General features: G+C 54.2%; 22 protein-coding genes. 7 read left to right on the top strand and 15 right to left on the bottom strand.

What is annotated here, in order from left to right:
* Positions 1–2 precede the first annotated feature (2 nt).
* The 3 genes from AC3Y2E_RS06235 to AC3Y2E_RS06225 form a co-directional block, all read right to left on the bottom strand.
* A complete protein-coding gene (locus AC3Y2E_RS06235) occupies positions 3–1,076 on the bottom strand; it encodes a M24 family metallopeptidase (RefSeq protein ID WP_379208324.1) in 1,074 nt (357 codons plus the stop codon).
* Positions 1,070–1,519 (bottom strand): type II 3-dehydroquinate dehydratase, encoded by a 450-nt coding sequence (aroQ, locus tag AC3Y2E_RS06230; RefSeq protein WP_379208322.1) that lies wholly within the window; start codon positions 1,517–1,519, stop codon positions 1,070–1,072. Before aroQ ends, AC3Y2E_RS06235 begins: the two co-directional genes overlap by 7 nt.
* 93 nt (positions 1,520–1,612) lie before the next feature.
* On the bottom strand, positions 1,613–2,113 hold the full coding sequence (locus AC3Y2E_RS06225; protein WP_379208261.1) for a YqhR family membrane protein: 501 nt from the start codon (positions 2,111–2,113) through the stop codon (positions 1,613–1,615).
* Positions 2,114–2,336: 223 nt separating this feature from the next.
* Between AC3Y2E_RS06225 and AC3Y2E_RS06220 the strand changes: the two genes are divergently transcribed.
* Both AC3Y2E_RS06220 and AC3Y2E_RS06215 read left to right on the top strand, forming a co-directional pair.
* A complete protein-coding gene (locus tag AC3Y2E_RS06220) occupies positions 2,337–3,299 on the top strand; it encodes a DUF1385 domain-containing protein (protein ID WP_379208259.1) in 963 nt (320 codons plus the stop codon).
* 31 nt (positions 3,300–3,330) lie between these two features.
* Complete coding sequence (locus tag AC3Y2E_RS06215) at positions 3,331–3,630, top strand: hypothetical protein (RefSeq protein ID WP_379208257.1); 300 nt, start codon at positions 3,331–3,333, stop codon at positions 3,628–3,630.
* A 99-nt stretch (positions 3,631–3,729) separates the two neighbouring features.
* On the opposite strand, the gene AC3Y2E_RS06210 is transcribed toward AC3Y2E_RS06215, so the two are convergent.
* Positions 3,730–4,719, bottom strand: a complete 990-nt coding sequence (locus AC3Y2E_RS06210) for a patatin-like phospholipase family protein (RefSeq protein ID WP_379208255.1) — start codon at positions 4,717–4,719, stop codon at positions 3,730–3,732.
* Positions 4,720–4,925: 206 nt separating this feature from the next.
* The gene (mntR, locus tag AC3Y2E_RS06205; protein ID WP_190930074.1) at positions 4,926–5,348 is read right to left on the bottom strand and encodes a transcriptional regulator MntR; all 423 of its coding nucleotides are present in this window, start codon (positions 5,346–5,348) and stop codon (positions 4,926–4,928) included.
* 178 nt (positions 5,349–5,526) lie between these two features.
* On the opposite strand from mntR, the gene splB reads away from it, so the two are divergent.
* From splB to AC3Y2E_RS06185, 4 genes are all read left to right on the top strand, one after another.
* Positions 5,527–6,594 (top strand): spore photoproduct lyase, encoded by a 1,068-nt coding sequence (splB, locus tag AC3Y2E_RS06200; RefSeq protein WP_379208252.1) that lies wholly within the window; start codon positions 5,527–5,529, stop codon positions 6,592–6,594.
* 1,363 nt (positions 6,595–7,957) lie between these two features.
* A complete protein-coding gene (locus tag AC3Y2E_RS06195; RefSeq protein WP_379208250.1) occupies positions 7,958–8,611 on the top strand; it encodes a phosphatase PAP2 family protein in 654 nt (217 codons plus the stop codon).
* 28 nt (positions 8,612–8,639) lie between these two features.
* The gene (locus tag AC3Y2E_RS06190; RefSeq protein WP_379208248.1) at positions 8,640–9,221 is read left to right on the top strand and encodes a class I SAM-dependent methyltransferase; all 582 of its coding nucleotides are present in this window, start codon (positions 8,640–8,642) and stop codon (positions 9,219–9,221) included.
* Positions 9,218–9,829 carry a DedA family protein gene (locus AC3Y2E_RS06185; protein WP_379208246.1) on the top strand — a complete coding sequence of 204 codons (612 nt, stop codon included), beginning with the start codon at positions 9,218–9,220 and terminating at the stop codon, positions 9,827–9,829. The genes AC3Y2E_RS06190 and AC3Y2E_RS06185 overlap by 4 nt, the downstream gene beginning before the upstream one ends.
* An 89-nt stretch (positions 9,830–9,918) precedes the next feature.
* Here the strand turns inward: AC3Y2E_RS06185 and AC3Y2E_RS06180 are convergent, their stop codons facing one another.
* From AC3Y2E_RS06180 to AC3Y2E_RS06150, 7 genes are all read right to left on the bottom strand, one after another.
* Positions 9,919–10,632 (bottom strand): cytochrome c biogenesis CcdA family protein, encoded by a 714-nt coding sequence (locus AC3Y2E_RS06180; RefSeq protein WP_190930070.1) that lies wholly within the window; start codon positions 10,630–10,632, stop codon positions 9,919–9,921.
* A gap of 28 nt (positions 10,633–10,660) precedes the next feature.
* Entirely contained in the window at positions 10,661–11,467 is an 807-nt protein-coding gene (locus AC3Y2E_RS06175; protein WP_190930069.1) for a metal ABC transporter permease, read from the bottom strand.
* Between the two features lie 3 nt (positions 11,468–11,470).
* Positions 11,471–12,280 (bottom strand): metal ABC transporter ATP-binding protein, encoded by an 810-nt coding sequence (locus AC3Y2E_RS06170; protein ID WP_379208243.1) that lies wholly within the window; start codon positions 12,278–12,280, stop codon positions 11,471–11,473.
* Between the two features lie 35 nt (positions 12,281–12,315).
* Positions 12,316–13,290 carry a metal ABC transporter substrate-binding protein gene (locus AC3Y2E_RS06165; RefSeq protein WP_379208241.1) on the bottom strand — a complete coding sequence of 325 codons (975 nt, stop codon included), beginning with the start codon at positions 13,288–13,290 and terminating at the stop codon, positions 12,316–12,318.
* Positions 13,291–13,498: 208 nt separating this feature from the next.
* Positions 13,499–15,508, bottom strand: a complete 2,010-nt coding sequence (gene metG, locus AC3Y2E_RS06160; RefSeq protein ID WP_379208239.1) for a methionine--tRNA ligase — start codon at positions 15,506–15,508, stop codon at positions 13,499–13,501.
* 384 nt (positions 15,509–15,892) lie between these two features.
* Positions 15,893–16,777: a helix-turn-helix domain-containing protein gene (locus AC3Y2E_RS06155; RefSeq protein WP_379208236.1), complete on the bottom strand. Its 885-nt coding sequence runs from the start codon at positions 16,775–16,777 to the stop codon at positions 15,893–15,895.
* Positions 16,778–16,824: 47 nt separating this feature from the next.
* Positions 16,825–18,378 (bottom strand): FAD-dependent oxidoreductase, encoded by a 1,554-nt coding sequence (locus tag AC3Y2E_RS06150; protein ID WP_379208234.1) that lies wholly within the window; start codon positions 18,376–18,378, stop codon positions 16,825–16,827.
* Between the two features lie 145 nt (positions 18,379–18,523).
* Here AC3Y2E_RS06150 and AC3Y2E_RS06145 point away from each other — a divergent pair, with 145 nt between their 5' ends.
* Positions 18,524–19,570: a LacI family DNA-binding transcriptional regulator gene (locus tag AC3Y2E_RS06145; protein ID WP_379208232.1), complete on the top strand. Its 1,047-nt coding sequence runs from the start codon at positions 18,524–18,526 to the stop codon at positions 19,568–19,570.
* A gap of 154 nt (positions 19,571–19,724) precedes the next feature.
* Here the strand turns inward: AC3Y2E_RS06145 and AC3Y2E_RS06140 are convergent, their stop codons facing one another.
* The 3 genes from AC3Y2E_RS06140 to AC3Y2E_RS06130 all read right to left on the bottom strand — a co-directional run.
* Entirely contained in the window at positions 19,725–21,587 is a 1,863-nt protein-coding gene (locus AC3Y2E_RS06140) for a DUF4838 domain-containing protein (RefSeq protein WP_379208229.1), read from the bottom strand.
* Between the two features lie 141 nt (positions 21,588–21,728).
* Positions 21,729–23,009 (bottom strand): ABC transporter substrate-binding protein, encoded by a 1,281-nt coding sequence (locus tag AC3Y2E_RS06135; RefSeq protein ID WP_379208227.1) that lies wholly within the window; start codon positions 23,007–23,009, stop codon positions 21,729–21,731.
* 78 nt (positions 23,010–23,087) lie between these two features.
* On the bottom strand, positions 23,088–24,896 hold a 1,809-nt coding region (locus tag AC3Y2E_RS06130), incomplete at its 5' end, for a putative phage tail protein (protein ID WP_379208225.1).

Raw genomic sequence — 24,896 nt, 5'->3', positions numbered from 1 at the left:
CACTAATCGATGATAATAAAGTCTTTTGTCGACTGTGTCAATCTGCGCACCCCGCTATCGGTGACGACAACGTCATCCTCGATGCGTACTCCGCCGAATCCGGGCAAGTAGATGCCGGGCTCGACGGTGACGGTCATTCCCGGTCTAAGTACGGTATCGCTTAGCATGGACAGGCGGGGCGCTTCGTGGACTTCCATCCCGAGGCCATGCCCGGTGCCGTGTCCGAAATGGTCGCCGTACCCGTACCTACGGATGACGTCGCGTGCCAGAGCGTCCGCCGCTTTCCCGGTCATCCCGGGACGGATGTGCTCCAGCGTATGCATCTGGGCTTCCAGCACGATATCGTACAGCTCCCGGTGCTTGTCGGACGGTTTGCCAAGCATCACGGTACGCGTAATATCGGAGCAGTACCCTTTATAATAAGCGCCGAAGTCCAGCTTCACGAATTCGCCGGAACGAAGAACCCGGCCGCTTGCTTTGCCGTGAGGCAGGGCGGAGCGTTCGCCCGAAGCGACGATCGTCTCGAACGAAACGGATGCCGCACCGTGCTGGCGCATATAAAACTCGATCGTCAGTGCAACGTCGTTTTCCGTAATGTCCGGCTTCAAAGTCGTCAGCACGTGCTCGAACGTCTTGTCCGCAAGTTCGGCGGCTTCCTGCATCACCGCCAGCTCCGACTCATCCTTCACCATCCGCAGCAGTTCGACGAGCGGCTCGGCGGGCACCAGCTTGATCGGCCCGAGATCCGTCGCATACACGGTATAGGAAGCAAAAGTCACATGCTGCTGCTCGAACCCGACCTCCTGAATGCGCAGGCTGTCGAGCAGTTGACGGACCGTCTCTCCCACCTTCGGCGCATGCTCGACGATTTCAAACCCTTTGGACTGATCGGCCGCCTGTGTCATATAGCGGAAGTCGGTAAGCAAGTAGGCTTTGTCGGCCGTAATAAGCAAATAACCGGACGATCCGGTAAATCCCGATAAATAGTGACGGTTATGCGATCCGGTCACGAACAGCGCTTCCAGCCTGCGCTCCTGCATCAACGCTCGCAGACGGGCCAGACGATCCATCAAGATTCGCCCCTTTCCTCAAGAAAACGATGAAGCGCCAGCAGCCCGAGCTCATAACTCTGTGTGCCGAATCCGGCGATCTGGCCAACCGCGACGGGCGCGATTACCGACGTATGCCGAAACGGCTCCCGTTTATGAATATTCGATAAGTGAACTTCCACGACCGGCAGTTGAACCGAAGAAATGGCGTCGCGCAGCGCATAGCTGTAGTGGGTAAAGGCACCCGGATTCATCAATATGCCGTCCTTCGACCCGAACGCCTCGTGGATCCGGTCAATCAGCACCCCTTCATGGTTGGACTGAAGGAATTCGAGCCGGATGCCGAGCGTCTGCGCCAGATTGGACAATCTCTCCTCGATCGAGGCCAGTGTCGACGTCCCGTATACGCCCGGCTCGCGTATGCCCAGCATATTCAAGTTCGGGCCGTGCAGAACCAATATGTTGTACAAGCTATTCACCACCCGATCGGAAGAATCGAACCGAAGCCATTTTACCATAAGTTTCCCCGCTTTGAGAACTTTTTTTTGGCCGCGATTCGCCTGTCAGCCGCTTGATTTGCCCGGCAGCGTCGGCTCTCTCTCCCTCTCGTCCGTAAATTCGAAGGCGATCGAAAACCCGATGAACAGCCCCCATACCAGAAATAGGCTAATGTCCGTCAAGATCGTATTCCAGTCGTACCGGTATATCCATCTCATCATCCCCGTAGAAGGTCCGACCAATAAATAGAGAAGCGCCCACCATGCCGCCCCGTATCCGATCCCCGCCCACGGCCCTCTGACTTTGCGCAGCAGCGCGGCATACAGCAGCGAGGCCAGCAAGGAGAATACGATAAACGTCAGCCATCCCATCCAGAAGCCCGCCGTCGTATTCATGAAGGAAGCGGCAAAAAACGGCTTGGCCAGAAACCAGGGAGGTATTTTCGTAAATTTGAAATAATATTCGACAGCTTTAACGCCGCCCCAGATCAGTCCGGCGAAGAAGCCGATCTGCAGAGCGAACGACCATACATTCGTCTGTTCCTCGATATGCGGACGATGCAACATGTCATCCCGTTCCTTTCCGGCACAATCTATCCTTATTATGCACAGGAGGAAGCAAAGTAACCGGGTGGCGTTCGACGCCGGAATTCGTTACAATATAGAGAAAGGATTCACAACAAACGCAGAGGGAAAAAGCGGCCGGTCCGCCGTTCCTATTCTTCCATCGAACGGCGGATTGGCGATCCTATGAACCGATCAGGTATTCCCAGAAAGGAGGGCGGCTTCATTGTCACAAAATCAGAGAGCTATCTACGGCGGCCAAGCGGTCATGGAAGGCGTCATGTTCGCCGGCAAAACGGTTAACGTTACGGCCGTCCGAAGAAAAGACAAGCAAATCGATTTTTATGAGGTGCCCCGTCAAGAAATCGCATGGGTCAACAAACTCAAAAAAATCCCGCTGCTGCGCGGCATCGTCGGCATTATCGAGTCCAGCGCCAAAGGAGCGCAGCACCTGAACTTCTCGGCCGAGAAATACGCGGAGGATGAAACAGGGGAAGAAGCGACGGAAGAGAAGAAGTCCGGCGGTATGGGCAATCTTACGTTGATCCTTGGCGTAGCTGTTGTGGGCGTACTTTCGTTCTTATTCGGCAAATTCGTCTTTACGCTAGTGCCGGCCTTTATCGAGCAGCTGCTGTTTCAGAACTTGTTTGAGAACCAAATTTTGCACAACTTGCTGGAAGGCGTCATCAAAATTATGTTGCTGATCGGTTACATTTATTTCATTTCGCTTACCCCGCTCATCAAACGGTTGTTCCAGTATCACGGCGCCGAACATAAAGTAATCAGCGCTTACGAAGCCGGCAAGGAATTGACTGTAGCCAACGTTCAGAAGTTCAACACGCTTCATTACCGGTGCGGCAGCAGTTTTATCGTATTTACCGTTATTGTCGGTGTGATCGTTTATTCGTTTTTCGAATACGATAGCTTATGGGAACGGCTGTGGCTGCGGATCGCTCTGCTACCGCTCGTCATCGGGCTGTCTTATGAAGTGCTTCGCATTACGAATTCGATGCGGGATATACCGGTGCTGCGCGTGCTCGGGTATCCGGGGTTGTGGCTTCAGAAGCTGACTACCAAGGAACCCGACGATTCGCAGGTCGAAGTATCGATCGCTTCGTTCAACCGTATGCTGGAACTGGATCAGGCTTTGCTGGCAAGCGCGGGACGCGATTCCGGCAAAGCGGTATAAGGGCAGCATTATCCGAAAAGGGGGAGTTTCCTTGAAAAGGCGCATGGATCCGCTCTTCATCGTCCTGATCGTCTTGATGGGCGTCGGCATCATCTATTCGTTGAAGGACAATCCGTTTAATTTGGTGGTGGCGGCAGTCATCTTCGGAGGCGTATTTCTTCTCTATAAATTTCCGCCGGCCCGCTGGAGAAAATCACAATCCCGGAAACCTGTGCCGCCCTCCTCTTCCCGCTCGAAACCGAAACCCAAAAGGAAACATGTCCCGTTCCGCGTTATTCAAGGCAATAAGCGGGATGACGACGATACCGACAAGCCGCATACGTACCATTAACGGTACAACTGCCAAAAAAAGCCCCTTGCCAGAATAGGCGGGGGCTTTTTGGTACATTTTACGCACGCAGGCCAATCCGGCGATGGCTGCATCTTCGGCTTACGCGAGCAGCCCGTTGTCGGTCCGGTCTCGGATAAATTGCTTGAAGCAAGTGACATAATGCTCATGCGACCATTTTTGAAAATATTGGCTTGCGGCGCTATAGCCGGAATAATACAGCTCCATGCTTTTGTCCGGTTTGATATCAAAGTCCGTTACCCGCACGCCCAGCGTCGGGATTTTGATCGTCCTGAACCGGTTCCATTCCTCGATGTACCGCTCGTCGTGCGCTTCCATCATCGTGGCGAACAATGCCTGAAACATCGATAGCGGCCCTATGATGGAACGCGCCGTGTTCGCCTGCCGGCCGACGAGATGGAAGCCCACCGTCGGAATTTGCTCGTTTTCCGGAATTTTACTGTTCTGCTGGTCGTAGATCCAGAGCGGAAAATTGCTGAGCAACCCGCCGTCGACGATATAAATGAATTGATCGGAAAATGTCTCGCTCTTGGGACGCACTTTCGCCGACTTGCGAATGACGACGGGATCGAAAAAATACGGGATGCTCGTGCTCATCCGAATCGCGTAGGAGACCGGAAGCCGGTCGGGCTCGATTCCGTACTGCCCGATATCATGCGGCAGCACGAGCAGTCTGCCCCTTGATATATCGGAAGCGATAATTCTCAGTTTGTCGCGCGGCAGGTCCGCGAACGTTTTGATACCTTTCGCGGCAAGCTTTTGCGACACCCATTGCTCCAGCTTTTGACCGGAATACAGCCCTTTTTTAACGAACAGACGGATCGCGGGGCCGACCAGACGAATTTGATGAAACCACGATTTGACCAGGAAGTCGGTAAAAGGTGTCTCCAGCATCATTTTCTTCAACTCGTCCGCGGTATACCCTGCTGCCAGTAACGAAGCTACGATCGCTCCCGAGGAGGTGCCGGCCACTTGATGAAACCGGACATTTTGCTCCTCGGCGGCTTTGATCGCCCCTACCAGCGCAATCGCCTTGACTCCTCCTCCTTCAAATACCCCGTTCACTTCCATGCTGCCGTCACACCTTCCCGCGGCTAGTGACACGCGTTATCGCTACTACGGGCGATAGGCCGTATTCGATCTCACATCGGTATCCGTTAATACGTATGCGACGGCAGTTTGTACGTATGCACGCCGGGAAGCACCCTGAAAATAGCGAAAACGCCCCGCAAGCCTCCGGCAAGGCTTACGAAGCGTCTATTATGGTCAATCGATCATTACGATTCCAATTCGCCGCGGATGTTCATTAATTCCGTAACGCGCTCCGGGTGCCGCTCGAAAAATTGGACCAGCACTTCGATGCACGTAATCGAATCCCAACTCAAATGGTGCTCGATTCCTTCGACATCCTTATAAATGTTTTCTTCCTGCACGCCGATCAGCTTCAAGAAGCTCTCCAGCAGGTGGTGCCGTTCAACAAGCCGTTTCCCCATCTTTTTGCCTTTGGAGGTCAAAACGAGGCCGCGGTAACGCTCATAGATCAAATAATTGTCCTTGTCCAGCTTCTGAATCATTTTCGTCACGGACGAGGGATGCACTTCTAGCCCTTCGGCGATATCGGACACTCTGGCATAGCCTTTCTCGTCGATCAGCTTATAAATTTTCTCCAGATAGTCCTCCATGCTTGGTGTCGCCGCCATAAGACCCCTCCCTGCTCTCGTTATTCCCAAACCTAACTAATGATACACCGTACGCGGACACAAAGCAAGTTTGCCCCCTCGGCACGGCAAAAACTGTCGGTTCCAAACGAAGCTGAAACCATCCCGATCCGGGGAACCTATATTAGGGGAACGCTGACGGAAAGGAGCCGATGTACAAGTGGCGACAACGACGCTAGAGCGTCAATCTAAAGGGAAAAATACGCTGCAATTCGTTCCGGAGCTCGTCTATTTCGAACCCGGCGCACTGGAATATCCGAAAGGCCGGCGTCTGATGGAATGGGCCGAATCGCAGCAGCTTCCGATCCGGATGACGAGCTCGCATAACCGGATAACCGGGTTTCCCGGGGAGACTGAACTGGAGAAGTACAAGATCGCCAAGCGCACCCTTGTCGTCGGAGTGCGCAAGACGCTGAAGTTCGATACATCGAAACCGTCCGCCGAATATGCGCTTCCGATCGCAACCGGCTGTATGGGCCACTGCCATTATTGTTACTTGCAGACGACGCTTGGCGCCAAGCCGTACATTCGCGTTTATGTCAATATGGACGACATCCTGGAGGCAGCCTCCGGTTATATCGCCGAGAGAGCTCCCGACATTACCCGTTTTGAAGCGGCCTGTACGTCCGATCCGGTTGGCCTCGAGCCGATTACCGGCTCCCTGAAGGAAGTCATCGAATTTATGGGCAGACAACCGCTCGGACGGCTTCGATTCGTTACCAAATTCCATCACGTCGATTCGCTGCTCGATGCTCAGCATAACGGCCATACCCGCTTCCGGTTCAGCGTGAACGCCGACTACGTCATTCGTAATTTCGAACCGGCGACCTCCACATTTGCGGAACGAATCGAAGCGGCCGGCAAGGTTGCCAAGGCGGGCTACCCGCTCGGCTTTATTATCGCCCCAATCATCTGGCACGATGGATGGGAGGACGGCTACGCCGAATTGCTTCGCAAGCTGGGCGAGACGGTGCCGGCGGAAGCCGCTGCGGATCTTACGTTCGAGCTGATCCAGCACCGGTTTACGAAGACGGCCAAAACCGTAATCGGGCAGCGGTATCCGAAAACGAAGCTGGAGATGGATGAAGCGAAGCGCAAATACAAGTGGGGGCGCTGGGGTCAAGGGAAATACGTATACCCCGACGAGCAGGCGAACGCGCTCCGGGAGTTTATTACTGAACAGATCTTCCTCCGGTTCCCGTCGGCCAAGATCGAATATTTTACTTAGTATCGTGTAGAAGTGTTTTATGAGGTGGAATATTATTAAAGAAACCGTTCGGGAATGGCGTCCGGACGGTCCTTTTGCGTGCAAACCCGTACGTTTGTGCTTGGAAGGGAATAAGTAGCAGGTTGGCTTTGCCGCTCATTGATGAGCTGGGAACCGCCCTACTATAAATGAAGCCCGTCGCCCTTCCTCTTAAAAGTGGGCGAGTCATGTTTAGCTTCGCTGATGCAATGATTCACGTGGGCTCTGAACAAAATAGGAGCCTTTGGTGAGACTGTCGATTCATTGTGTAGAAGTGTTAGCAGACCGTTCCAAGTGAAAAGTTACCTTCTTCTGCTCAGACAGGTTGTCCGGAATCCCTTGATTGAATAAAGATTGTAAGGTAGGGGATTCCAGACAAAACTCGCCAGAAGGTAATCTTTTCCCTTTCCACTTGGTTGTCCACAATGAATCGACAGCCTCTTTGGTATCTCCTATTTTCGGTCTTTTCCCAAAACGGAAACGAATAGAGGCGGTTTGCACCCCTTGTTTCAACCCACTGGTGGGGGATGCGCCCTATTCGCGGATTTTAGCAGTCTCAAACCGCTTCTATTTCACCCTCCAAGCGGATTTTTGGGAAAATAAAGTGTACAAACCGCTCGTATCCCTTCGTATTCGGTGCGGTGCTTCACCCCTTGAAGCAGGGCAAAGGGTCCAAACGGCCACCCACGAGGATGGCGACTCGAGACATTTGCTCTAACGACAAGAAGATAACCCCTAAGTATCCCCGCCGCCAAATTAAGGTAATGGGCTCGAAGGAAAACAGCTCCTCTTGTCGAATATGTCACTTAGGAGTACTCCGTTCTCGTTTCCGGGTTGGGTAACCTAATCTTCGGGAATCGGTGCGATACTCCTTTTTTTGCGAGCCAACAGCCGAAATGTGCCATCAAATGGGCTGTATGGAACTCAATTTCTGGTATTCAATTTTCTAGATTTCAGTTTCCGAGATTCAATTCCGGACTTCGACTTCCGGACTTCCAGACGATCGTCGTTACCTATGCCTATGGGCTTAACCGTGGTGCAGACTGCGTTAAGCAGCCCTTTCTTTGTTCAGCAAATGTGAAGGTTATGTAAAGCCCTTACATACAAAATAACGTCAATTGTAAAAAAAATATTGATGCAACTTCAGAAAAACTTTAGAATTTAGATACTTTGATCTTTTTACTTTTCTGTTATGATCAGAACATCGCCACTTTTGGGAGGGTGCGCCCAACTTCAACATGAATATAATACTAATATTACCTACGATCGGCCAAGCCGGAAACTCGGCAATCGGATTCGCGCTTTGGCATACGACGTACCCGGATGAAAGGGGTTATATACTGACATGAGCCAAGGCAAGCTGCGGCAATATTATCCATTGCTATGGATGCTGGCAATACCGATTTTGAATATTTTTTACGGGATTTTGAATCGTCCCGGGATGAGAACCTACGATTTGTCGACCCGGGTTGACGAGATGCTGCCCTTTCTGCCCGTATTTGTCATCCCCTACTTGATCTGGTATCCTTTTATCGCCGCATGTTTGGTAACGTTGTTTTACCGCAACCGGGCGACGTACTACCGTACTTTATTCGCGCTATGTCTCGGCCTGGTCATCAGCTATATTTTCTTTTACTTTTATCAGTCGGGCATTACGCGGCCGCAGCTCGGGGAAGGCTTCCTGTACAGTCTCGTCCAGTTCGTCTACCATAACGACGCGCCCTACAACTGCTTCCCGAGCATTCATGTGCTGACCACGTATCTTATGATCAAGTCGTCCAAGCAAGCGTTCCCGCATGTCGGACTTCGATGGACGATCCATCTGTTGGCCTGGTCGATCATCTTATCCACCGTATTCGTCAAACAGCACGTGCTGCTCGATATAGCAGGCGGAATTGCCGTAGCCGAAATCACTTATTTCGTAATCGGCCTCGTACCGGCATGGGCCAGAAGCCGCAGCCGCAATCCGGGGAAAGCGTTCGGTGCGTCCTCGGAGTAAGTTCAAATAAATCGTTTGGGTGGAGAAAATGAAACTATTTTCAGCAATTGCCGAGCACTTCGTATTTATAAACAAGTTCATCCGATTTCCGCAGCAAGTGGGCAGCATCGCTCCCAGCTCCTCTTTTCTCGCCCGAAAAATGTTCCCCCCCAAACCCGGCGGCCCGGCTTTGAAAATTGCCGAGCTGGGTGCGGGGACCGGGGCAATTACAAAATATATTCTTAAAACAATGCCCGAAAGTTCCGAGCTGTTCCTGTTCGAAAAGGACGATTCTCTCCGGGAATCGCTGCAGCTCAAATACGAAGCGCAAGCTTCGTACTACGCCGAAGCCCGGAATATGATCGACGCGGTCCGCGACGGCCGGAAGTTCGATTACATTCTGAGCGGACTCCCGTTCGCCAACTTTCCGCAGTCGCTAAGGAACGAGATTATCGACCAGGCTTACGAGACGCTGAAGCCGGGCGGATTGTTCATCGCCTTCCAATATTCGCTGCAAATGAAAAAATTGCTGGAGAGCCGCTTTGTGATCGAACGGATCGATTTCGTACCGTTGAATATTCCGCCGGCATTCGTCTATGTATGCCGTAAAGGGGAAGGCGGAGCGGGATGAACTACGAATCGTTGATGGGCATGATCGAGCATTTCGGCTATGCCGCTTTATTCTTTGCCCTCTGGCTCGGGATCGTCGGCATGCCGATTCCGGACGAGGTGATCGTCATGACCGGTGGGGCCGTCGCAGCCAGCGGCATTCTCCAAACGGTCCCCGCCTTTATCCTGACCTATCTGGGCGTGATCTCGGGACTGTCGCTCGGATACGTGATCGGGCGATATGTGGGAACTCCCGCGTTAAGCAAGCTGCGTCGCAAAAAAAAGATGGGTTATTATATAGGTGTCTCCGAGAGGCTGATTAACAAATACGGCAGCATGTCGCTGGTGATCAGCTATTTTTTTCCGGTCGTCAGGCATGTCGTCCCTTACCTGGTCGGAATGAACAAGATGCCGTTCTGGCGTTACAGTCTCATCTCCTACTCGATCGGCTTCGTATGGACGCTCGCTTTTTTTGCACTCGGAGGGTTTGTCGGGGATCAGGCCCAGTTCGTCGGCTCGATGATTTACGCTTACGGCGTGAAGCTGCTGATTTTTATTCCTTTGGCGGCGTTGGCATTATGGCTGTTCTACCGGTTTGTTCTGGCTAATCGGCCGAAGCGGGTAGAATAAACGAATCGTACAATCGGCTCCAAACATACGAAACCTCCATTACCGTTAGCGGCAATGGAGGTTTTTGGGTCGTCCGGCAGCCGCCGGGATTAGAAGATCAGCCAGCTGGGCGTACGCTCCTGCAGCCAGATCGTAATCAGAATCATCTTGTCGAAGTACAGCAGCAGCGCCATCACGATCATCAGCCCGCCGCCCACCTTCATCAGGATGCCGGAATAACGGACAATCCACTTGGTCGAGCCGATAAAAAAGGCGAGGATGAAAAACGGAACGGCGAAACCGACCGAATAAGCGGTCGTCAGTTGGAACCAGGTGCCCGGCTCCGTTGCGGCCAGCAGCAAAATCGAAGACAGAATCGGTCCGACGCAAGGCGACCATCCGGCCGCGAAGCCCATCCCGACCACGACCGAGCCCAAATAACCGGCCGGCTTCGAATTAATCTGCAGCTTCCGCTCGCGCATCAGCCATTGCGGCTGGAACACGCCGATCAGAAACAGTCCCATCACAAAAATTAAGATGGCGGACAATTGGCGGATCAGGTTGCGGTATTCGTTAAACCAATCGGCCACCATACCAACGCCAAAGCCGAGCGAATAAAAAATAATCGAAAACCCGAGAATGAAAAACAGCGTATGCATCGTTGTGGCAAGCCGGATTTCTTTTTTCGTCCGTTCCTCCTTCAGTCGCTGCACCGAAATACCGGTTATGTACGACAAATAAGAAGGGTACAAGGGCAAGCAGCACGGAGAAATAAAAGAGGCGAAACCGGCGAACAGCGCGATCCAAATATTCACTTGATCCAAAGCGATACCTTCCTTTCCGGGGCAAAACCTATACGCTCGCTCTGCGCCCCCGAGCAAGCAGGGTGACGATCAGCAGCGTGATCAGCATAAGAACAACCGTCGCTCCCGGCGCCCAGTTCCATACTCCCGCTGCGACGAGGCCGCCTACGACCGCCACTTCGGAATAAAGCACGCCGATCCAGACCGAATGACGAAAACTTTTGGCTACGGCCAGGCTGCAAGCGACCGGCACCGTCAGCAGAGCCGATACGAGCAGCGCCCCGACGATTTTGATCGCGACTCCGATGACGAGCGCCGTCAGCACCGTGGTCAGCAGGTTCAGGAAACGAAGCGGGATTCCGCTTACGGCCGCCGCATCCTCATCGAACATGATCAGAAACATTTCTTTGAAGAACACGAACAGCATGACGAGCACGACAAGCGTAACGCCAAACACGAGCCACAGATCGGTCCAACTGAGCGTATAGATGCTTCCGAACAAATAGCTCGTTACGTCCATATTAAAGCCTTTGCCCAATGTAAACAGAAAAGTCGCGAGCGCTACTCCGCCCGACATGATGATCGCGATGGACAGCTCCGCGTACGTCTTGTACGCTCTGCGCAGCCGTTCGATGGCGAAAGAAGCAAGAATCGAAAAAACGAGTCCGACGGCAAGCGGGTATATCCCGAGCAGAAATCCGAGCGCCACCCCGGCGATCGAGACGTGAGCCAGCGTATCCCCGATCATCGACAGACGTCTTAGAACGAGAAAAACGCCGAGCAGAGGCGCCATCAGCCCGATCAGAACGCCTCCGATCAAAGCCCGTTGAAAAAAGTATTCGGCAAAAATATCCACGTGTTACTCTCCCCTATTCACGGCTTCGAGCGACTCTTCCGCCAGCCGAATGCCGCGAAGACTGTGGGCCAGATTCGTTTCCGCACAATTATCCAGCTCATGCGTGTGCTTGACGAAAAACTTGATCTTTCCGCTCGTATGGGCCGGCTCATACCCGAGGTAAGCGTGCATCATCTCGATATCGTGAGATACCATCAAAAAAGTGATGTTATGCCGCTGGTGCATATGTCGGATCATATGAAAAAAATTTTCCTGCGACTCCGAATCGATGCCCACCGTCGGTTCGTCCAGAATGAGCAGCTCCGGATTGTTCACGAGCGCCCGGGCCAGAAATACCCGCTGCTGCTGCCCGCCGGACAGACGCCCGATTCGGCGGTCGGCCAGCTCTTCGATGCGCAGCGCATGCATCGCGTCTTCGCACTTCTTGTAGTCGTCGCGGTTCATCCGCTTGAACAGCTTCTTGCGGCCGTACAGCCCGGACAGCACGACCTCTCTGACGGTAGCGGGGAACAGCGGATTAAACGCATTTTTCTGCGGTACATAGCCGATCCGCTCCCAGTCGCGGAATTGGCCGAGCGGCGTTCCGAACAGGCGCACCTCGCCCTGGTCCGGCTTCAGCAGCCCGACGATCATCCGCAGCAGCGTCGTTTTGCCGGCTCCGTTCGAGCCGATGAGGCCGACGAAATCGCGCTGCAAAATTTGAAAATTCAGCCCTTCGATTACATTGCGCTGCTCGTATTGGAACGAGACGTTCTCCATAGAAACGACCGGCAGGTGACAACGTTCTCCCGCCGGTCGGGTCGATTGCTGCATGTATGGCTCCCCATTCGCGAACTGGCCGTTTACTCTCATTGTAATGCTTTCAATAAATTTTGCAAATTGTTCTCCATCACCGACACATAATGTTCACCGGCGTTAACCTGCTCTGGGGTAAGCCCCTCCAGCGGATTCAGCACCAGCGTCTCGATTCCCGCGTCCTTGGCCAGCGTCTTCGCCAGCTTATCGGATACGAGCTCCTCGAAGAAAATGTACTTCACCTGATGATCCCGGACGAACTTGTTAATTTCCTTCAAATCTTGCGCCGTAGGCTCCGCGCCGGGCGAGAGTCCCATGATCGGCTTCAGCGTCAGCCCGTAATCGCGGGCCAAATACCCGAAAGCCTGGTGAGAGACGACAATCTCCTTTTTCGCCGTCTTGGAGAGCGTGCGGGAGAACTTGTCATCCAGTTCGGTCAATTGCTTTTTCAGCGTCTCGTAGTTGGATTCGTAATAAGCTTTGTTGGCCGGATCGGCCTGCACGATGCCGTCCTTAATGTTCTCGGCCATCTTCAGCGCCGACTTCGGGCTGACCCATACGTGAGGATCGACGTCCGAATCGTGTTCATGACCGTGATCGTCCTTTTCGTTAGACTTGCCTTCATCGTGACCATGATCGTCTTCATGCCCTGCCTGCAGCAGCTCGATTCCTTTGCTCGCCTCGATGACAGCCAGGCCGGAATCTTTCTTCAGACTGCCGAGAAAATCGCCGACCCAGCCTTCAAAACCGGCGCCGTTATAAATAAACAGCTGCGACTTGCTCATATGGTTCAAATCGCGGCTCTTCGGCGACCAGTCGTGAGGTTCGACCCCAGCCGGCACGAGGTTAATCACGTTCACCTTATCGCCGCCGATCCGGCCGGCAAAATCATACAGCGTATAAAAAGTTGTCACTACATTGACTTTATCCGCGGATAAAGTTACATTCGATGTGCCGCAGCCTGTCATGACGGCTGCCACAATAAGCATACTTATTAGAGCTGTGAGGATACGTTTAGGGACTTTCATTCGATACATGCTCCTTCCGCTTGCGGGAAAAATGGATTGGGTGTAAATCGTAAATGTTTCTATTTACAAATAGGATTATAGGCTCCCGACCCAGACTGTGTCAACCGTAATTTTACCGATTAAGCATCGCTTGTGCTTCGTATCCATACAAAACGCCTCCGTTCCCTTGTCAAAGGGCGCGGAGGCGTTCGCTTTCCATCGTATCGTGTTATTTCACCAAAGCTCCGACCGGAATATCTTCCGCTACGGTGGCAAGTGTCAGCTTGTCGCCTTCGGAGGCGGCGAGGATCATCCCTTGGGACAGCTCGCCCCGCAGCTTAACCGGCTTCAGGTTCGCTACAACGATGACCTTACGTCCGATCAGGGCGTCGGGCGTGTAATGTTTGGCAATCCCTGATACGACCTGGCGTTTCTCGTAGCCGAGGTCCAGCTGCAGCTTGAGCAGCTTGTCGGCGCCCTTGACCGGCTCAGCGCTGAGCACTTGCGCTACGCGCAGCTCCACTTTAAGGAAGTCGTCGATGCCGATCTCTTCCGCTTCGGACGGCGCAGGCGCTGACGTTGGAGCTGCCGCGGCTTCCGGCTTCGACTTCGCGCTCTCGGCGGAACCGGCTTTTGCCTCGTCCGCGGTCGGAACCGTTCCGCCCATCGATTCGATCAAATAAGCGATTTCCGGTGCGACTTCCAGTCTCGGGAACAACGTATCGCCTTTATTCACCTTCGTGCCGGCAGGCAGCAGCCCGAACGTATGGACGCTGTCCCACCCGGTCAACTGGCCGTCACCGGCAATGCCGAGCTGCTCCCATATTTTGAGCGGAGTGCGGGTCATGAACGGCTGCAGCAGCACCGAGACGATCCGCAGCGATTCCGCCAGATGGTACAGCACCGAGCCCAGCTTCGGCCGGGCCGCTTCATTTTTGACCAGCGCCCACGGCTGCGTCTCGTCGATATATTTGTTCGTGCGTCCGATCAGCTGCCAGATCGCCGTGAGCGCGATCGAGAACTCCAGCTTCTCCATCGCTTCCTCGGTCTTCGTCACCGACTGGCGTACTGTCTCCTGCAGGGACGCGTCGAACTCGGTCGCATCCGCAAGCAACGGCTGAATCTCTCCATCGAAGTATTTATCGATCATCACGACCGTACGGTTCAGCAGATTGCCAAGATCGTTCGCGAGATCGAAATTGATCCGTTCTACAAAGCCTTCCGGAGTGAATACGCCGTCCTGGCCGAACGGCACGTCGCGAAGCAGGAAGTAACGCAGCGAATCGAGGCCGTATCGCTCGATCAGTACGACCGGATCGATGACATTCCCTTTGGATTTGGACATCTTGCCTTCTTTCGTCAAAAACCAGCCGTGAGCAAACACTTGCTTCGGAAGCGGCAGATCAAGCGCCATCAGCATAATCGGCCAATAAATCGTATGGAAACGGACGATATCTTTGCCTACGAGATGCACGTCGGCCGGCCAGAAACGTTCGAATTTCCCGTTATCCGATTTATAGCCAAGAGCGGTAATATAGTTGGAAAGCGCATCGATCCATACGTAGATGACATGCTCCGGCGTTCCCGGAACTTGAATGCCCCACTTGAACGTATTCCGCGAGACGGCCAAATCTTCAAGCCCCATCTTCACGAAATTGATCATTTCGTTGCGGCGCGTCTCCGGCTGGATAAATTCCGGATGCTCCTCATAATAGGCCAGGAGCCGGTCCGCGTATTTGCTTAACCGCAAGAAGTAGTTTTGCTCCTTCACCTTCTCGACCGGGCGTCCGCAGTCCGGGCAATTGCCGTCGACCAGCTGGCGCTCCAGCACGTACGACTCGCACGGCGTACAATACCAGCCTTCGTATTCGCCGAGGTAAATGTCCCCCTGTTCGAGCAGCTGCTGGAAAATCTTCTGGACGACCGTCTTATGGCGGTCCTCCGTCGTGCGGATGAAATCGTCGTAGGAGATGTCCAGCTTGTTCCACAGCGCCTTGATGCCCGTGACGATCCCGTCGACGAACGTTAGCGGGGACACCCCTTTCTCCTCGGCTTTGCGTTCGATCTTTTGCCCGTGCTCGTCCGTTCCTGTCAAGTACACCACATCGTAGCCCCGCAACCTTTTGTAGCGGGCCATCGCGTCCCCGGCCACCGTCGTATAGGCGTGTCCGATATGCAGCTTGTCGCTCGGGTAATAAATCGGCGTCGTTAAATAATACGTTTTTCTGCTGTCGCTCATGGGTTAACATCCTCCGTGGAATTATGGATTTACAACAAAAAGACTCCCGTCCACATGGGACGAGAGCCGAAGCTCACGCGGTACCACCCAAATTCCCCCGCTGGCCTTCTTACGCGGGGCTTAAGTCAGGTCCTCTTCCGGACCTTGCCCGTAACGCTGGCATGCGTCTCAATCTTACCGGCAGAGCGTACGTCCGGCTCGACTGCGATTCCTCCCGGACCATGTTCGGAAGCTGTCTATGCCGGCTCCCACCTGCCCCGGCTCTCTGCGATAGACGTCACTTCGTACTCATCCGTTCAATGGAAGTCGATCAAGTTACCCCCATCATACGAAAACGGCATCCCTCGTGTCAAGTTTGCGGCATCCGGCTGTACGAACGCGGTCTCAAATGCGCGCCTTTACCGATTTGGCGTATTCCGACGGCGCCGTTCCGGTCCATTTTTTGAAGTCCTTCGAAAAGTAATGGATGCTGCCGTAGCCAAGCAGCTCGGCGATTTCCGTATAATTGTACGCTTCTTCACGAATAAGCGCTTTCGCCTTGACGATTTTCAGTTTGCGGACGTATTCCATGACGCTGCAGCCGGTCGAACGTTTGAATATGTCGCCCAGATGGGTCCGGCTTAGCGCAAACTTGCGGCAGATCCGGTCCAGACAAAGCTCGGATATGTCCGATCGCTCAATAAAATCGATAATGTTTTGAGCGATGCCGGTTTCCTGATGCTCCTTCTGCAAAGAAGAAAGCTTGCCGCCTTCTTTCAGTGACGTTGTTTGGCGCAGCAGCTGAATGCACAAAATCTCCAGCTGATTTTTGACGACCTGCTCCCGTCCGATCGACGAGAGGCTGCTCCGGGCGGCCCGCTCCTCCCGCCGAAACGGTACGACCGGATCGAGGGAGAAAGCGCCTTCCCGAACGATATCGGTCAGCAATCGCCGTTCGGAGTCTCCGAGACGAAACGGTCCCTGCTGCAAATCGCACATCGCATCCGAAGCACAATCAAAGCCGACGATTAACAAATTGGGAGGGGTTTGCACGTTCGCCGTCCCTTCCTGCCGTTCGCCGGGAGGATAAAAGAAAAGGTCCCCCTGCGTAAGCCGCACCGTACCCCGATCCGAAACGGCGGCATACTCGCCCTTGTCGACATACACCATCTCCCAATACGGGTACGTCTGCCGCTTGCACGAAAACTGCTTCGGAAGCTCCCGGTAATGGAAGGCAACAATGGTACCGATTTCAATAAGACGGTCCACCCTCATCATCGACGATTCCATTCGCTTTCTCCTCTCTTCGGTTTTCAGCCGCCGGCACGGTTCCGGTGTCAAGTCCAGCTTAAAATTTGTCCGTCCTGCTGCAGCCGGCTGCTCAGCTTCCCGTAATCGACATCCTGTACCGCACACTGCGCTTCGAGCGCCAAGGCGGCGGCCGTAGCGGCGGACTGTCCCAAAATCATAAACACCGGTTCCATCCGGATCGACCCGAACGCAATATGCGAGGAGGACAAACAGACCGGCACGAGCAGATTGGTGCATTGTTCACCCAAAGGTACGATAGACCGGTAAGAGATCGGATACGGCGTCGACAGGGCGGTTTCCACATTGCCTTCGTTGATGCATCGCCCTTCTATGACCAGCCGGCGGCAATTATGGGAATCCATCGTATAAGCGGCAAGTCCGACGGAGTCCGGGACAACCTCATAACCGCGGCAATGTTTCTCCGTCATGACAACACCCGCTACCATCCGCCGGGCTTCCCGTATATACAGCTGCGGAGTCCAGTGTCCGGTATGGACGTATTCGTCGGCCGGAAGCCCCCACGTCCCCGCTTCCTGACGGACGGAAAGCGGCACCCTCTCGTCGTTGCACAAAAAGTATAGCAATCCCAAATTATAGTTGTAATGCTCCTGGAACAGCCGCTCCCGGGTCGCGTAATCGCCGTCCGGCCATTCGTAGTTGCGGCCGATGAAATCGGTGGAAACGGCGCCGAAGTTGTTCAGATCGGTTTTGCGGGTCGGACTCATCCGTTTGTGCAGCTTCAGCGCATCCCAGATCCCGGACTCGATGTACCGCGCCAGCAGTGTGTAGTCGTCCGGATTATAAGCCGGCGGCTTAGGGAACGGCAGCCGGTTCGCCGGATCGTCCGTCAGGCATATTCTGAAATTGTACGCCTGAACGGAACTGTCGCCTTGGCCCTGTGCCCCAGGGGCGGCGTCGGTTACTCCGTTCAGCAGCCCGCTGTCCGGTTTGCCCGGCACGACATACGGATCGACCCAGGTTTTGAAGTTATGGTTCGGATGGCCGAAATGAATTCCGTTCAGCGTCTCCTTGTAGACGGAGTTCGACTCCCTGCCGACATGATACGATACGCCCGCCATCGCCATCAGATCGCCTTCGTAGGTAGCGTCGATGAACATCCCGGCCTCGAACGTATCGCCATTCTCCATCACGATCCGGGTGATACGCCCGCCGCTTTTCTCGACACGCTGCAGATGCCGCTCGGTATAAACGTCGATTTGCGCGTTTTCCAGCCACTCCTTATAGATGCGGGACGCTAAGCCCGGTTCGAACAGCCAGTGGGTGCCGCCGTTTTCGTCCGACCCGTAATAATCGCCTACTGCCCGGTAAAATTCGCGTGAAATGCCGCCGATCGCCGCTTTGTTGCCGATATCCGTAGCTCCCAATCCTCCGGTCGTCAAGCCGCCGATGTGCGAGCCGAATTCTACGATAACGGCCTTCAGGCCCATACGGGACGCTTGAACCGCCGCCGCCACTCCGGCGGAAGACGCTCCGTAGATGCATACGTCCGCCCGGACGTTTTGCGGGTTGCCGGATACCGCTGCCGGTTTGTAATAGCTTATGGTATGAAACTTGGTCATAAATGCGTATCTCCTTTATTTGGATGTGAACTTTCAGCTCCAACCAACTCCATTATACTTCCACTTTAAATTTAAATTTAGTTGCATTTTTGTTTCAGCTAAAATAAGGTAATTGTAACTTTCACCTTAATAACCGGAGGCGCCAATGCCCAGAAGAAAAAGTGTGACGCTGCAAACCCTCGCCTCGGAGCTCGGCCTGTCCATCCATACGGTGTCCAAGGCGCTGCGGGGAATGCCGGGCATGTCCGAGGAAACCCGCCACGAAGTGCTGTCGGCCGCAAGAAGGCTCGGGTACCGGACTAAAGACCAGGAGCACAGTCTCGCCGTCGAGCATATCCCGCTGTTTCCGAACCGCAAGCGCCGATTCAAGCTGATGTTTACGGGAAACTCGGTTTATTCGCGTTTGAATCAAATCTTGCTGGAAGGGCTGCAGGACAAGCTGGCCGAATACGGCCACACGATCGACATGTTGATGATCCCCTCCTCCTTCGACAAGGGTGAATCGTTCGACAGCTGGGCGGACCAGAACAGCCTGATGTACTCCGACGGCATCTTCATTCCTCCGATGACCGATCCGATCAAGGAGGAGCTGCTCCTGAAGCTGCCCCTTCCGCGCATTCTGTTTAACTTCCCGCCGCCTGCGGCCGAAGTGGACAGCATCATCTGGGATGTCGGCACCGCCGTCCGCCTATCGGTGCGTCATCTGATCGCGAACGGGCACCGCAGCATTTTGTATATAGGCAATATCCACAATCAACGGGGGTTCCGGCTGCGCTGGCAGTCTTTCGTGGACTCGATGCGGGAGGCGGGACTGGACGCGAATCCGGAACTTCATATTACAAAGGCTATCTCCGAAAAAGAGGCTTGGATCGCTAGCGTGCAGGACAGTCTGGTCTCGCTTCGCGCCACAGCGATCCTGAACGGGGTACATAACAACCTCGCCTGGATTTACCATGCGTGCAGCACGCTCGGCAAACGGATTCCTGAGGATTACTCCCTGATCAGCTTGCAGCACGAGCGCGATGAATTTTTGCCACAGCTTTCGCGGCCCTCTCTGGCCATCCGGGAAACCGGCGTACGCGGAGCGGAACGAATGCTGTGGCGTTTGGCCAATCCGAATTTGCCGTATGAACACATCATGCTGCAGGGGACGTTTTTCGAAGGAGATACGGTAAAGCCGTTGAAAGCTTAGCGTCCCATGCTCCGTAAGTGACGACAGGTCATGTTATCGACCGGGAAAAAGCTGCATATGTTGCCTGGCGCAACAAAAAAGAGACTGCATCCGGGCAATCCGGCTTGCAATCTCTTTTTTTATCTGGAGCCGACTAGCATTCAGAGTGTGTGCGTTACATGCCAAGCACTTGTTCGTCCATCGCTTTGCCGCCCAGTCCCTTCCCCCCGACCGCTTCCCAGCCGGTCGTGCGGCCTTCATGGGTCGGAATCCCTCGCAGTTCCTCCATCTCGTTTAAAGTGCCGATCCAGATGACATGACGGGCGGACAGCTCTTTCCGGATCGCATCCAGCTGTTCACGCAGACGGATATACGCTTCCTTCGTCGTACCGGGCGGCCTGCTTTTCTCATAGCCGAGCCTCACCACTTCCCGGGTCAGTACGATATGACGGAGCCCGTCGCGCAAAAATTCGATACGTACACGAACCTCCTCCTCGTCGCCGCCCAAGAGCCGTTCGGCCCGATCCAGGATCGATTCCGCTTCTCCGATCACCTCGTCCGTCATCAGGTAGGGCAAAATATACCAGCCTCCGTTCAGCGTCGAGCGAGGCAGGTCGTAGCGGGAAGCAAGTTCTTCGTAACGGCCGTTCCGATACAGCTGAATGTTGTAGCCCGTTTTTTCGGCGAACCTTTCCCAATAATCGAGGTAATCGCGAATGGCCGGCGCCGCTTTGCCGAAGGCAGACGTATATTCTGCGAGCACGTCCTCCACGGACAAATCCGGACGCGCCGAAAGACGCGCGATCAAGTAATAGTTCGGACCCTGCGTAGCCCAATAGCCGAACAACGTATCGAAATCGAATCCCATCATGCCGTTTTGCTGTACAAATTTGAAAAACTCGCCCTGCGCGCGCAGCGGCAAATTCGGAGCGATCGCCCCGGAATGCCACCAATTGGGCCGCAAAAACAGCTTCGCCCCCGCGTCGTACCAGCCTTGCCACTGTGCGAAGTCATTGTAGAAGCCGACGATTTGCAAAATGACGCCGTCCTTAAGCGCGATGCCGGGTGGAGGGGGCTCTTTGTAGGAGCTGTACGCGTAAGTCGACAACGTGACGTCGGGACGAATCTCCCGCATTTTATGAAGCAGCCGGTTCCAAAACTTGACGTAACGCGCCGTCAGTTTGCCTTCCGCTCTCCATATGGACATGATCGGCTGACCGGCCGGTTCGTCCATAGCGAGACAGCCTTCGCTGACGCAGAAGCCGCTTCCGTCGTTCGGCCCTACATTCCAGTTGGCGGGCTTGCCCGCTTCGATCCATTCCCGGATAATCGCTTCGTCGACCGCTTCGTTGGAAATATCGAGCTTGATCCGGTCCGGCCGGACCTGCTGCTGCCCTTCGGGCGGAACGGCGAAATAATCGGGATGCGCCTTCCCGTATTTGTCCCACCATTTCGTAAACGCATGGCCGAACTTGTACGTCGTCCGGCTCCCCATCCCATGAATGCGGAGCCAAAGCCGGCCTTCCGCGGGGGCCGATTTGCGGACGCGCAGCTCGCGCATTTCCAGACTCGGACGAGCCGTTATGTCGAGCTTCGGGAGAGCGATGGTAGCCACGCGGGGCACATACGTGCCCGTGTCGCCCGGCCACAGCCAACGGACGCCCATGTACCGGTCGAGGTAATAAACGACCGCCCACAAAATCGCATGATTGGAACCGCCCGTAAACAATAGGCGATTCCCTTCCGCCATGACCCGATACGTCTCCAGGTCCGTTATCTCCGCTTCCTTGCCGGTATTATCTGGTAGCGGCCCGGGACCGATCTGTACGCGTACAACCTCTTCGGGCACATTCCGGAGCTCCTCCTCGCCGACAATCGGCAAGGATATGCCTGTCGCCCGAAGCACAGCGGATTGAAATTCCTTGAGCGCCTCCTGCCCATAACCGTCGACGGGCCGAACGACGACTGCCTGGGCCTGCCCTTCCTTCACCAAATAATACAGATCGCTGTCCTTTCCAGACAAATGCTCTGTTACCATCCAACCCACTCCTGCCGCAGCAGCCAGAAAAACCGCAAGCGCGATCCCCCAACCTTTAGTTGACATCCGTTTGCTCGTTTTACTCCGCACTCCGAACACTCGTTTCTTCACGCCCCGTTTGCGGATCATAGGGAGACCAGCTTACATTTGCAGCTGCTCCGCAATTTTTTTGTTAACCGATTCCTCCGCTTCGCGAAGCACCGTATTCAGGTCTTTGCTTTGCTCATAATAAGCTTTTAGCGCTTTGCCCCAAATCTCGTCCTTGGCGATCGCGTCGAACCTCGTCGCTTTAATCGGCTTGCCGATCGTTTCCTTGAAAAACGCCCCCATGTTTTTCCCTTGAATTCCGTCGATGTCCGCAGCGAACGCCTCTATGGCGGCCGGATCGTTGACGATCGGCATTTTGCCGCTTCTGGATTTCAGGAGCTGCACCTCAGGCGACAGCAGAAACTCCATCACCTGAAACGCCGTTTCTCTGTTCGCGCCGCCGACCGGGATGGAATAAAACGGCGCGATCAGCTGCGAACCGCCGCTCGTATTCCCCGCGAACAACGGTACCGCCGCGACATCCCAGTCCAGTCCTGTCTTAACGGCTTCCGGTATCGAGGACAAAATGTTCGGACCTACCCGCATCGCCAATACTTGTTTAACTAAAAAATTGTTGGTGTCCGAGTCCGTATATTCGTTGCCGGGGATCATATAAAACCGGCCCATCGTCTCCAAAAAACGTTTCCACCCGTCGGTGTTGACGAGCGCCTTGTTCGTCGCCGCATCAACGACCGGAAGGCCGAGCTGATTTTTCCAAGTCAGGTTCTGATGCTGGAACTGAAAACCTTTATACTGTACCCCGCCGTCCTGTTTCGTCAACCTTTTGGCCAGATCGTACACTTCGTCCCACGTTATGCCGTCTTTCGGATACGGAACGCCGAACTTGTTAAATATCGATTTGTTGTAAAACAGCACGCTGCTGTTCAGCTCGTATGGAAGCGCGATCAGCTCCCCTTTGGTCGAGTAACTTCTCATCGATTCAACGACACCGGGGACGTACCGGCCCAGATCAAATTTGGACTTCTCGATATATGGGGTCAAGTCGGACAGCAGCTGAAGATCGAGCAGCTTCCAGATCGAACCCATGCTGTGGTTGATCAGATCGAGACGCCGTCCACTTCCGACAACGTTTTCGATCCGCGAGTCCTTGCCGTTTTTGATCACATTAAGCGTAATATGAGGAAATTTTTTCTGCACCAGCTCCTGTTCGATATCGATGGCCGCCGAAGCGTCGGTGAACACGTTTAGCGTTACCGGCTTAGGCGGTTCGGCTGCAGGTCGGGTGTCCGGATCTTTGACAGCGCTCTCATGAGGGCCCGAGCAAGCCGACAGCAGTATAAGCGCGGCGGTTGACGCTATCCATTTTTTTCTCATCTTTAGAATTCAGCTCCCCTTTTTGATGTTGCCTTTCAGACGTTTCATTTTGAACCGTGGCAATGAGCAATCGATTACCTATAACTCGGGTATGGCGGCATCTGCAGAATAGTTTCCGGCGCCGGCAAAGCGTTCGTGCGGTTTATTATTATCGTACAAGTTCCAGGCCGTATTGCCGTTCGCCCGGGCGATGCAATCCTGGTCGACCCAAACCCCTTTCATTTTGTACAGGGCATCCTCGGAATTGAATTGAACGTTGTTATTGAAGATTACTTTGGAAGATGCATCGCGCATATAAAGCCTGACCGATGCGCCGCCGGACGCCGCTGTCGCCTCGGACGTATTGTCCTGGAACTCGTTCTCAGAAATAATAACGGAAATCACGTTGTTTTCGGTGTTGGCGGAAGGATACCCTCCGCTAATTCCGTAGCTGGCGTTGCGGGTAAATTTGTTCGAGATGATTTTTAGTCCGTCGGTTTTATGGAACAAGACCAGACCGACGCTTTCATTATCTGCAAACAGGTTGCCGCAAATCGTATCCACGTTTTTGCTCACCATCCGCATTCCCGTCATATTCCGGGTAAACGTATTGTTGATGACCTGCACATTTCGATTGTCTGGAGCATCGGCATTATTGTTGAAATTCAATCCCGTTTTGTTGCCTGTAATCCGGTTGCCGTCGATAACTACGTTTTCGTTGCCGCTTCCTCCGACGGTTACGCCGTAGGTGCCTTCGCTGTACTCCACCGTATTATTTTGCAGCACGATGTTTTTGCTGGTCCCGTACCACCCTTTATTCGGCTCCACGTCGATGCCGGCTCGGGGAGCGGTTCCTTGAATTTTCCCGGCTTCGCTGATCAGGCAGTTCGACACCGTTACGCCGTCCGCTGCCACAATCGAGATGTTGTTTCTCCGGCACAGGCTGACGATGCAGAAATCGATGGAGATGTGTTTGCTGACGGCAGCGGTGCCAGTAGATGCCGGGCCAGAATAAATGCCGCCGATGTAGATCCCGTCCGTCATCCCTTCCGTAAAGGTGCAGTGGCTGATTCGGACATCTTCGCACTTGATGATACTTAAGCAGGAATGGAAGCTTTCCGATCCGGAATTGGCCACCCTACCGGATACATTGCCGTGCAGAGTAAGCCCCTCCAAGCGAATATGGCGGCAATTTTTTAATAAAATGTTGCTTTGCTTCATATCCCTGTTTTTGATGTCGGGTGTGCCGTCCTTGAATTTGAGCGTTGCTCCGGATGAGCAGATGGCCAGATGATTCCGGTTTTCGATCGACAGCCCTTGGCTTGCGAGCGCGTAAAACGACCCGGTTGTAGGAAGCAGCAGCGTGCCTCCTCCCGGCGGGATCGCATCGAGGGCGGCCTGAATCGCCGGCGCATCGTCTGTAATCCCGTCCCCTGCGGCACCGAACCAGGCGACATTCACCGTCCCTGCTTCCAGGATTCGTTTCAACCTTGCCCCGCTAGAGGAGACGATCACGGTTCCCGTATTATCCGGGGTTGCGGAATCGGCTGGGTCGTAATGAAAGTGTCCCTCTTTCCCGGAATCGCTCACGTAGTACACAACGTCCGGTTCGGGGGAGGTCATCGCTCTTAACTCGGCTATCGTGACGGCAACTAGGAGATTCATACTCAACAAGTCGGGTACACGCCGCCTGCCGCTATTTTCGTATACGCTTTCGGTTACGCTGTGGCTATTGCCGTATGCGACACCGCTCCTTCCAAGCAGTCCCGCCGCAGCGAAAGTTGCACCCGCCGCCCCGATCGAGGCGAGCAGCCTTCTGCGGCTCCAACCGGGTTTGGTTTCGGTCTCCGCCTTCGCCTTCGACTTCGCCAGTTTGTTCCCTCCACCTTCGTCATCGTGTACCTGGTT

The sequence above is a fragment of the Paenibacillus sp. MAH-35 genome, assembly GCF_058135425.1.
The sequence above is the reverse complement of the archived record's forward strand: the minus strand, read 5'-3'. Positions and strand labels throughout refer to the sequence as shown.

Bases quoted from the DNA above. Each gene is read 5' to 3' on its own strand.
- AC3Y2E_RS06225 (WP_379208261.1), bottom strand. From the start codon at position 2,113: ATGTTGCATCGTCCGCATATCGAGGAACAGACGAATGTATGGTCGTTC.
- AC3Y2E_RS06210 (WP_379208255.1), bottom strand. From the start codon at position 4,719: ATGGAAGTGAACGGGGTATTTGAAGGAGGAGGAGTCAAGGCGATTGCG.
- mntR (WP_190930074.1), bottom strand. From the start codon at position 5,348: ATGGCGGCGACACCAAGCATGGAGGACTATCTGGAGAAAATTTATAAG.
- AC3Y2E_RS06195 (WP_379208250.1), top strand. From the start codon at position 7,958: ATGAGCCAAGGCAAGCTGCGGCAATATTATCCATTGCTATGGATGCTG.
- AC3Y2E_RS06190 (WP_379208248.1), top strand. From the start codon at position 8,640: ATGAAACTATTTTCAGCAATTGCCGAGCACTTCGTATTTATAAACAAG.
- AC3Y2E_RS06185 (WP_379208246.1), top strand. From the start codon at position 9,218: ATGAACTACGAATCGTTGATGGGCATGATCGAGCATTTCGGCTATGCC.
- AC3Y2E_RS06170 (WP_379208243.1), bottom strand. From the start codon at position 12,280: ATGCAGCAATCGACCCGACCGGCGGGAGAACGTTGTCACCTGCCGGTC.
- AC3Y2E_RS06165 (WP_379208241.1), bottom strand. From the start codon at position 13,290: ATGAAAGTCCCTAAACGTATCCTCACAGCTCTAATAAGTATGCTTATT.
- metG (WP_379208239.1), bottom strand. From the start codon at position 15,508: ATGAGCGACAGCAGAAAAACGTATTATTTAACGACGCCGATTTATTAC.
- AC3Y2E_RS06155 (WP_379208236.1), bottom strand. From the start codon at position 16,777: ATGGAATCGTCGATGATGAGGGTGGACCGTCTTATTGAAATCGGTACC.
- AC3Y2E_RS06150 (WP_379208234.1), bottom strand. From the start codon at position 18,378: ATGACCAAGTTTCATACCATAAGCTATTACAAACCGGCAGCGGTATCC.
- AC3Y2E_RS06145 (WP_379208232.1), top strand. From the start codon at position 18,524: ATGCCCAGAAGAAAAAGTGTGACGCTGCAAACCCTCGCCTCGGAGCTC.
- AC3Y2E_RS06140 (WP_379208229.1), bottom strand. From the start codon at position 21,587: ATGGTAACAGAGCATTTGTCTGGAAAGGACAGCGATCTGTATTATTTG.
- AC3Y2E_RS06135 (WP_379208227.1), bottom strand. From the start codon at position 23,009: ATGAGAAAAAAATGGATAGCGTCAACCGCCGCGCTTATACTGCTGTCG.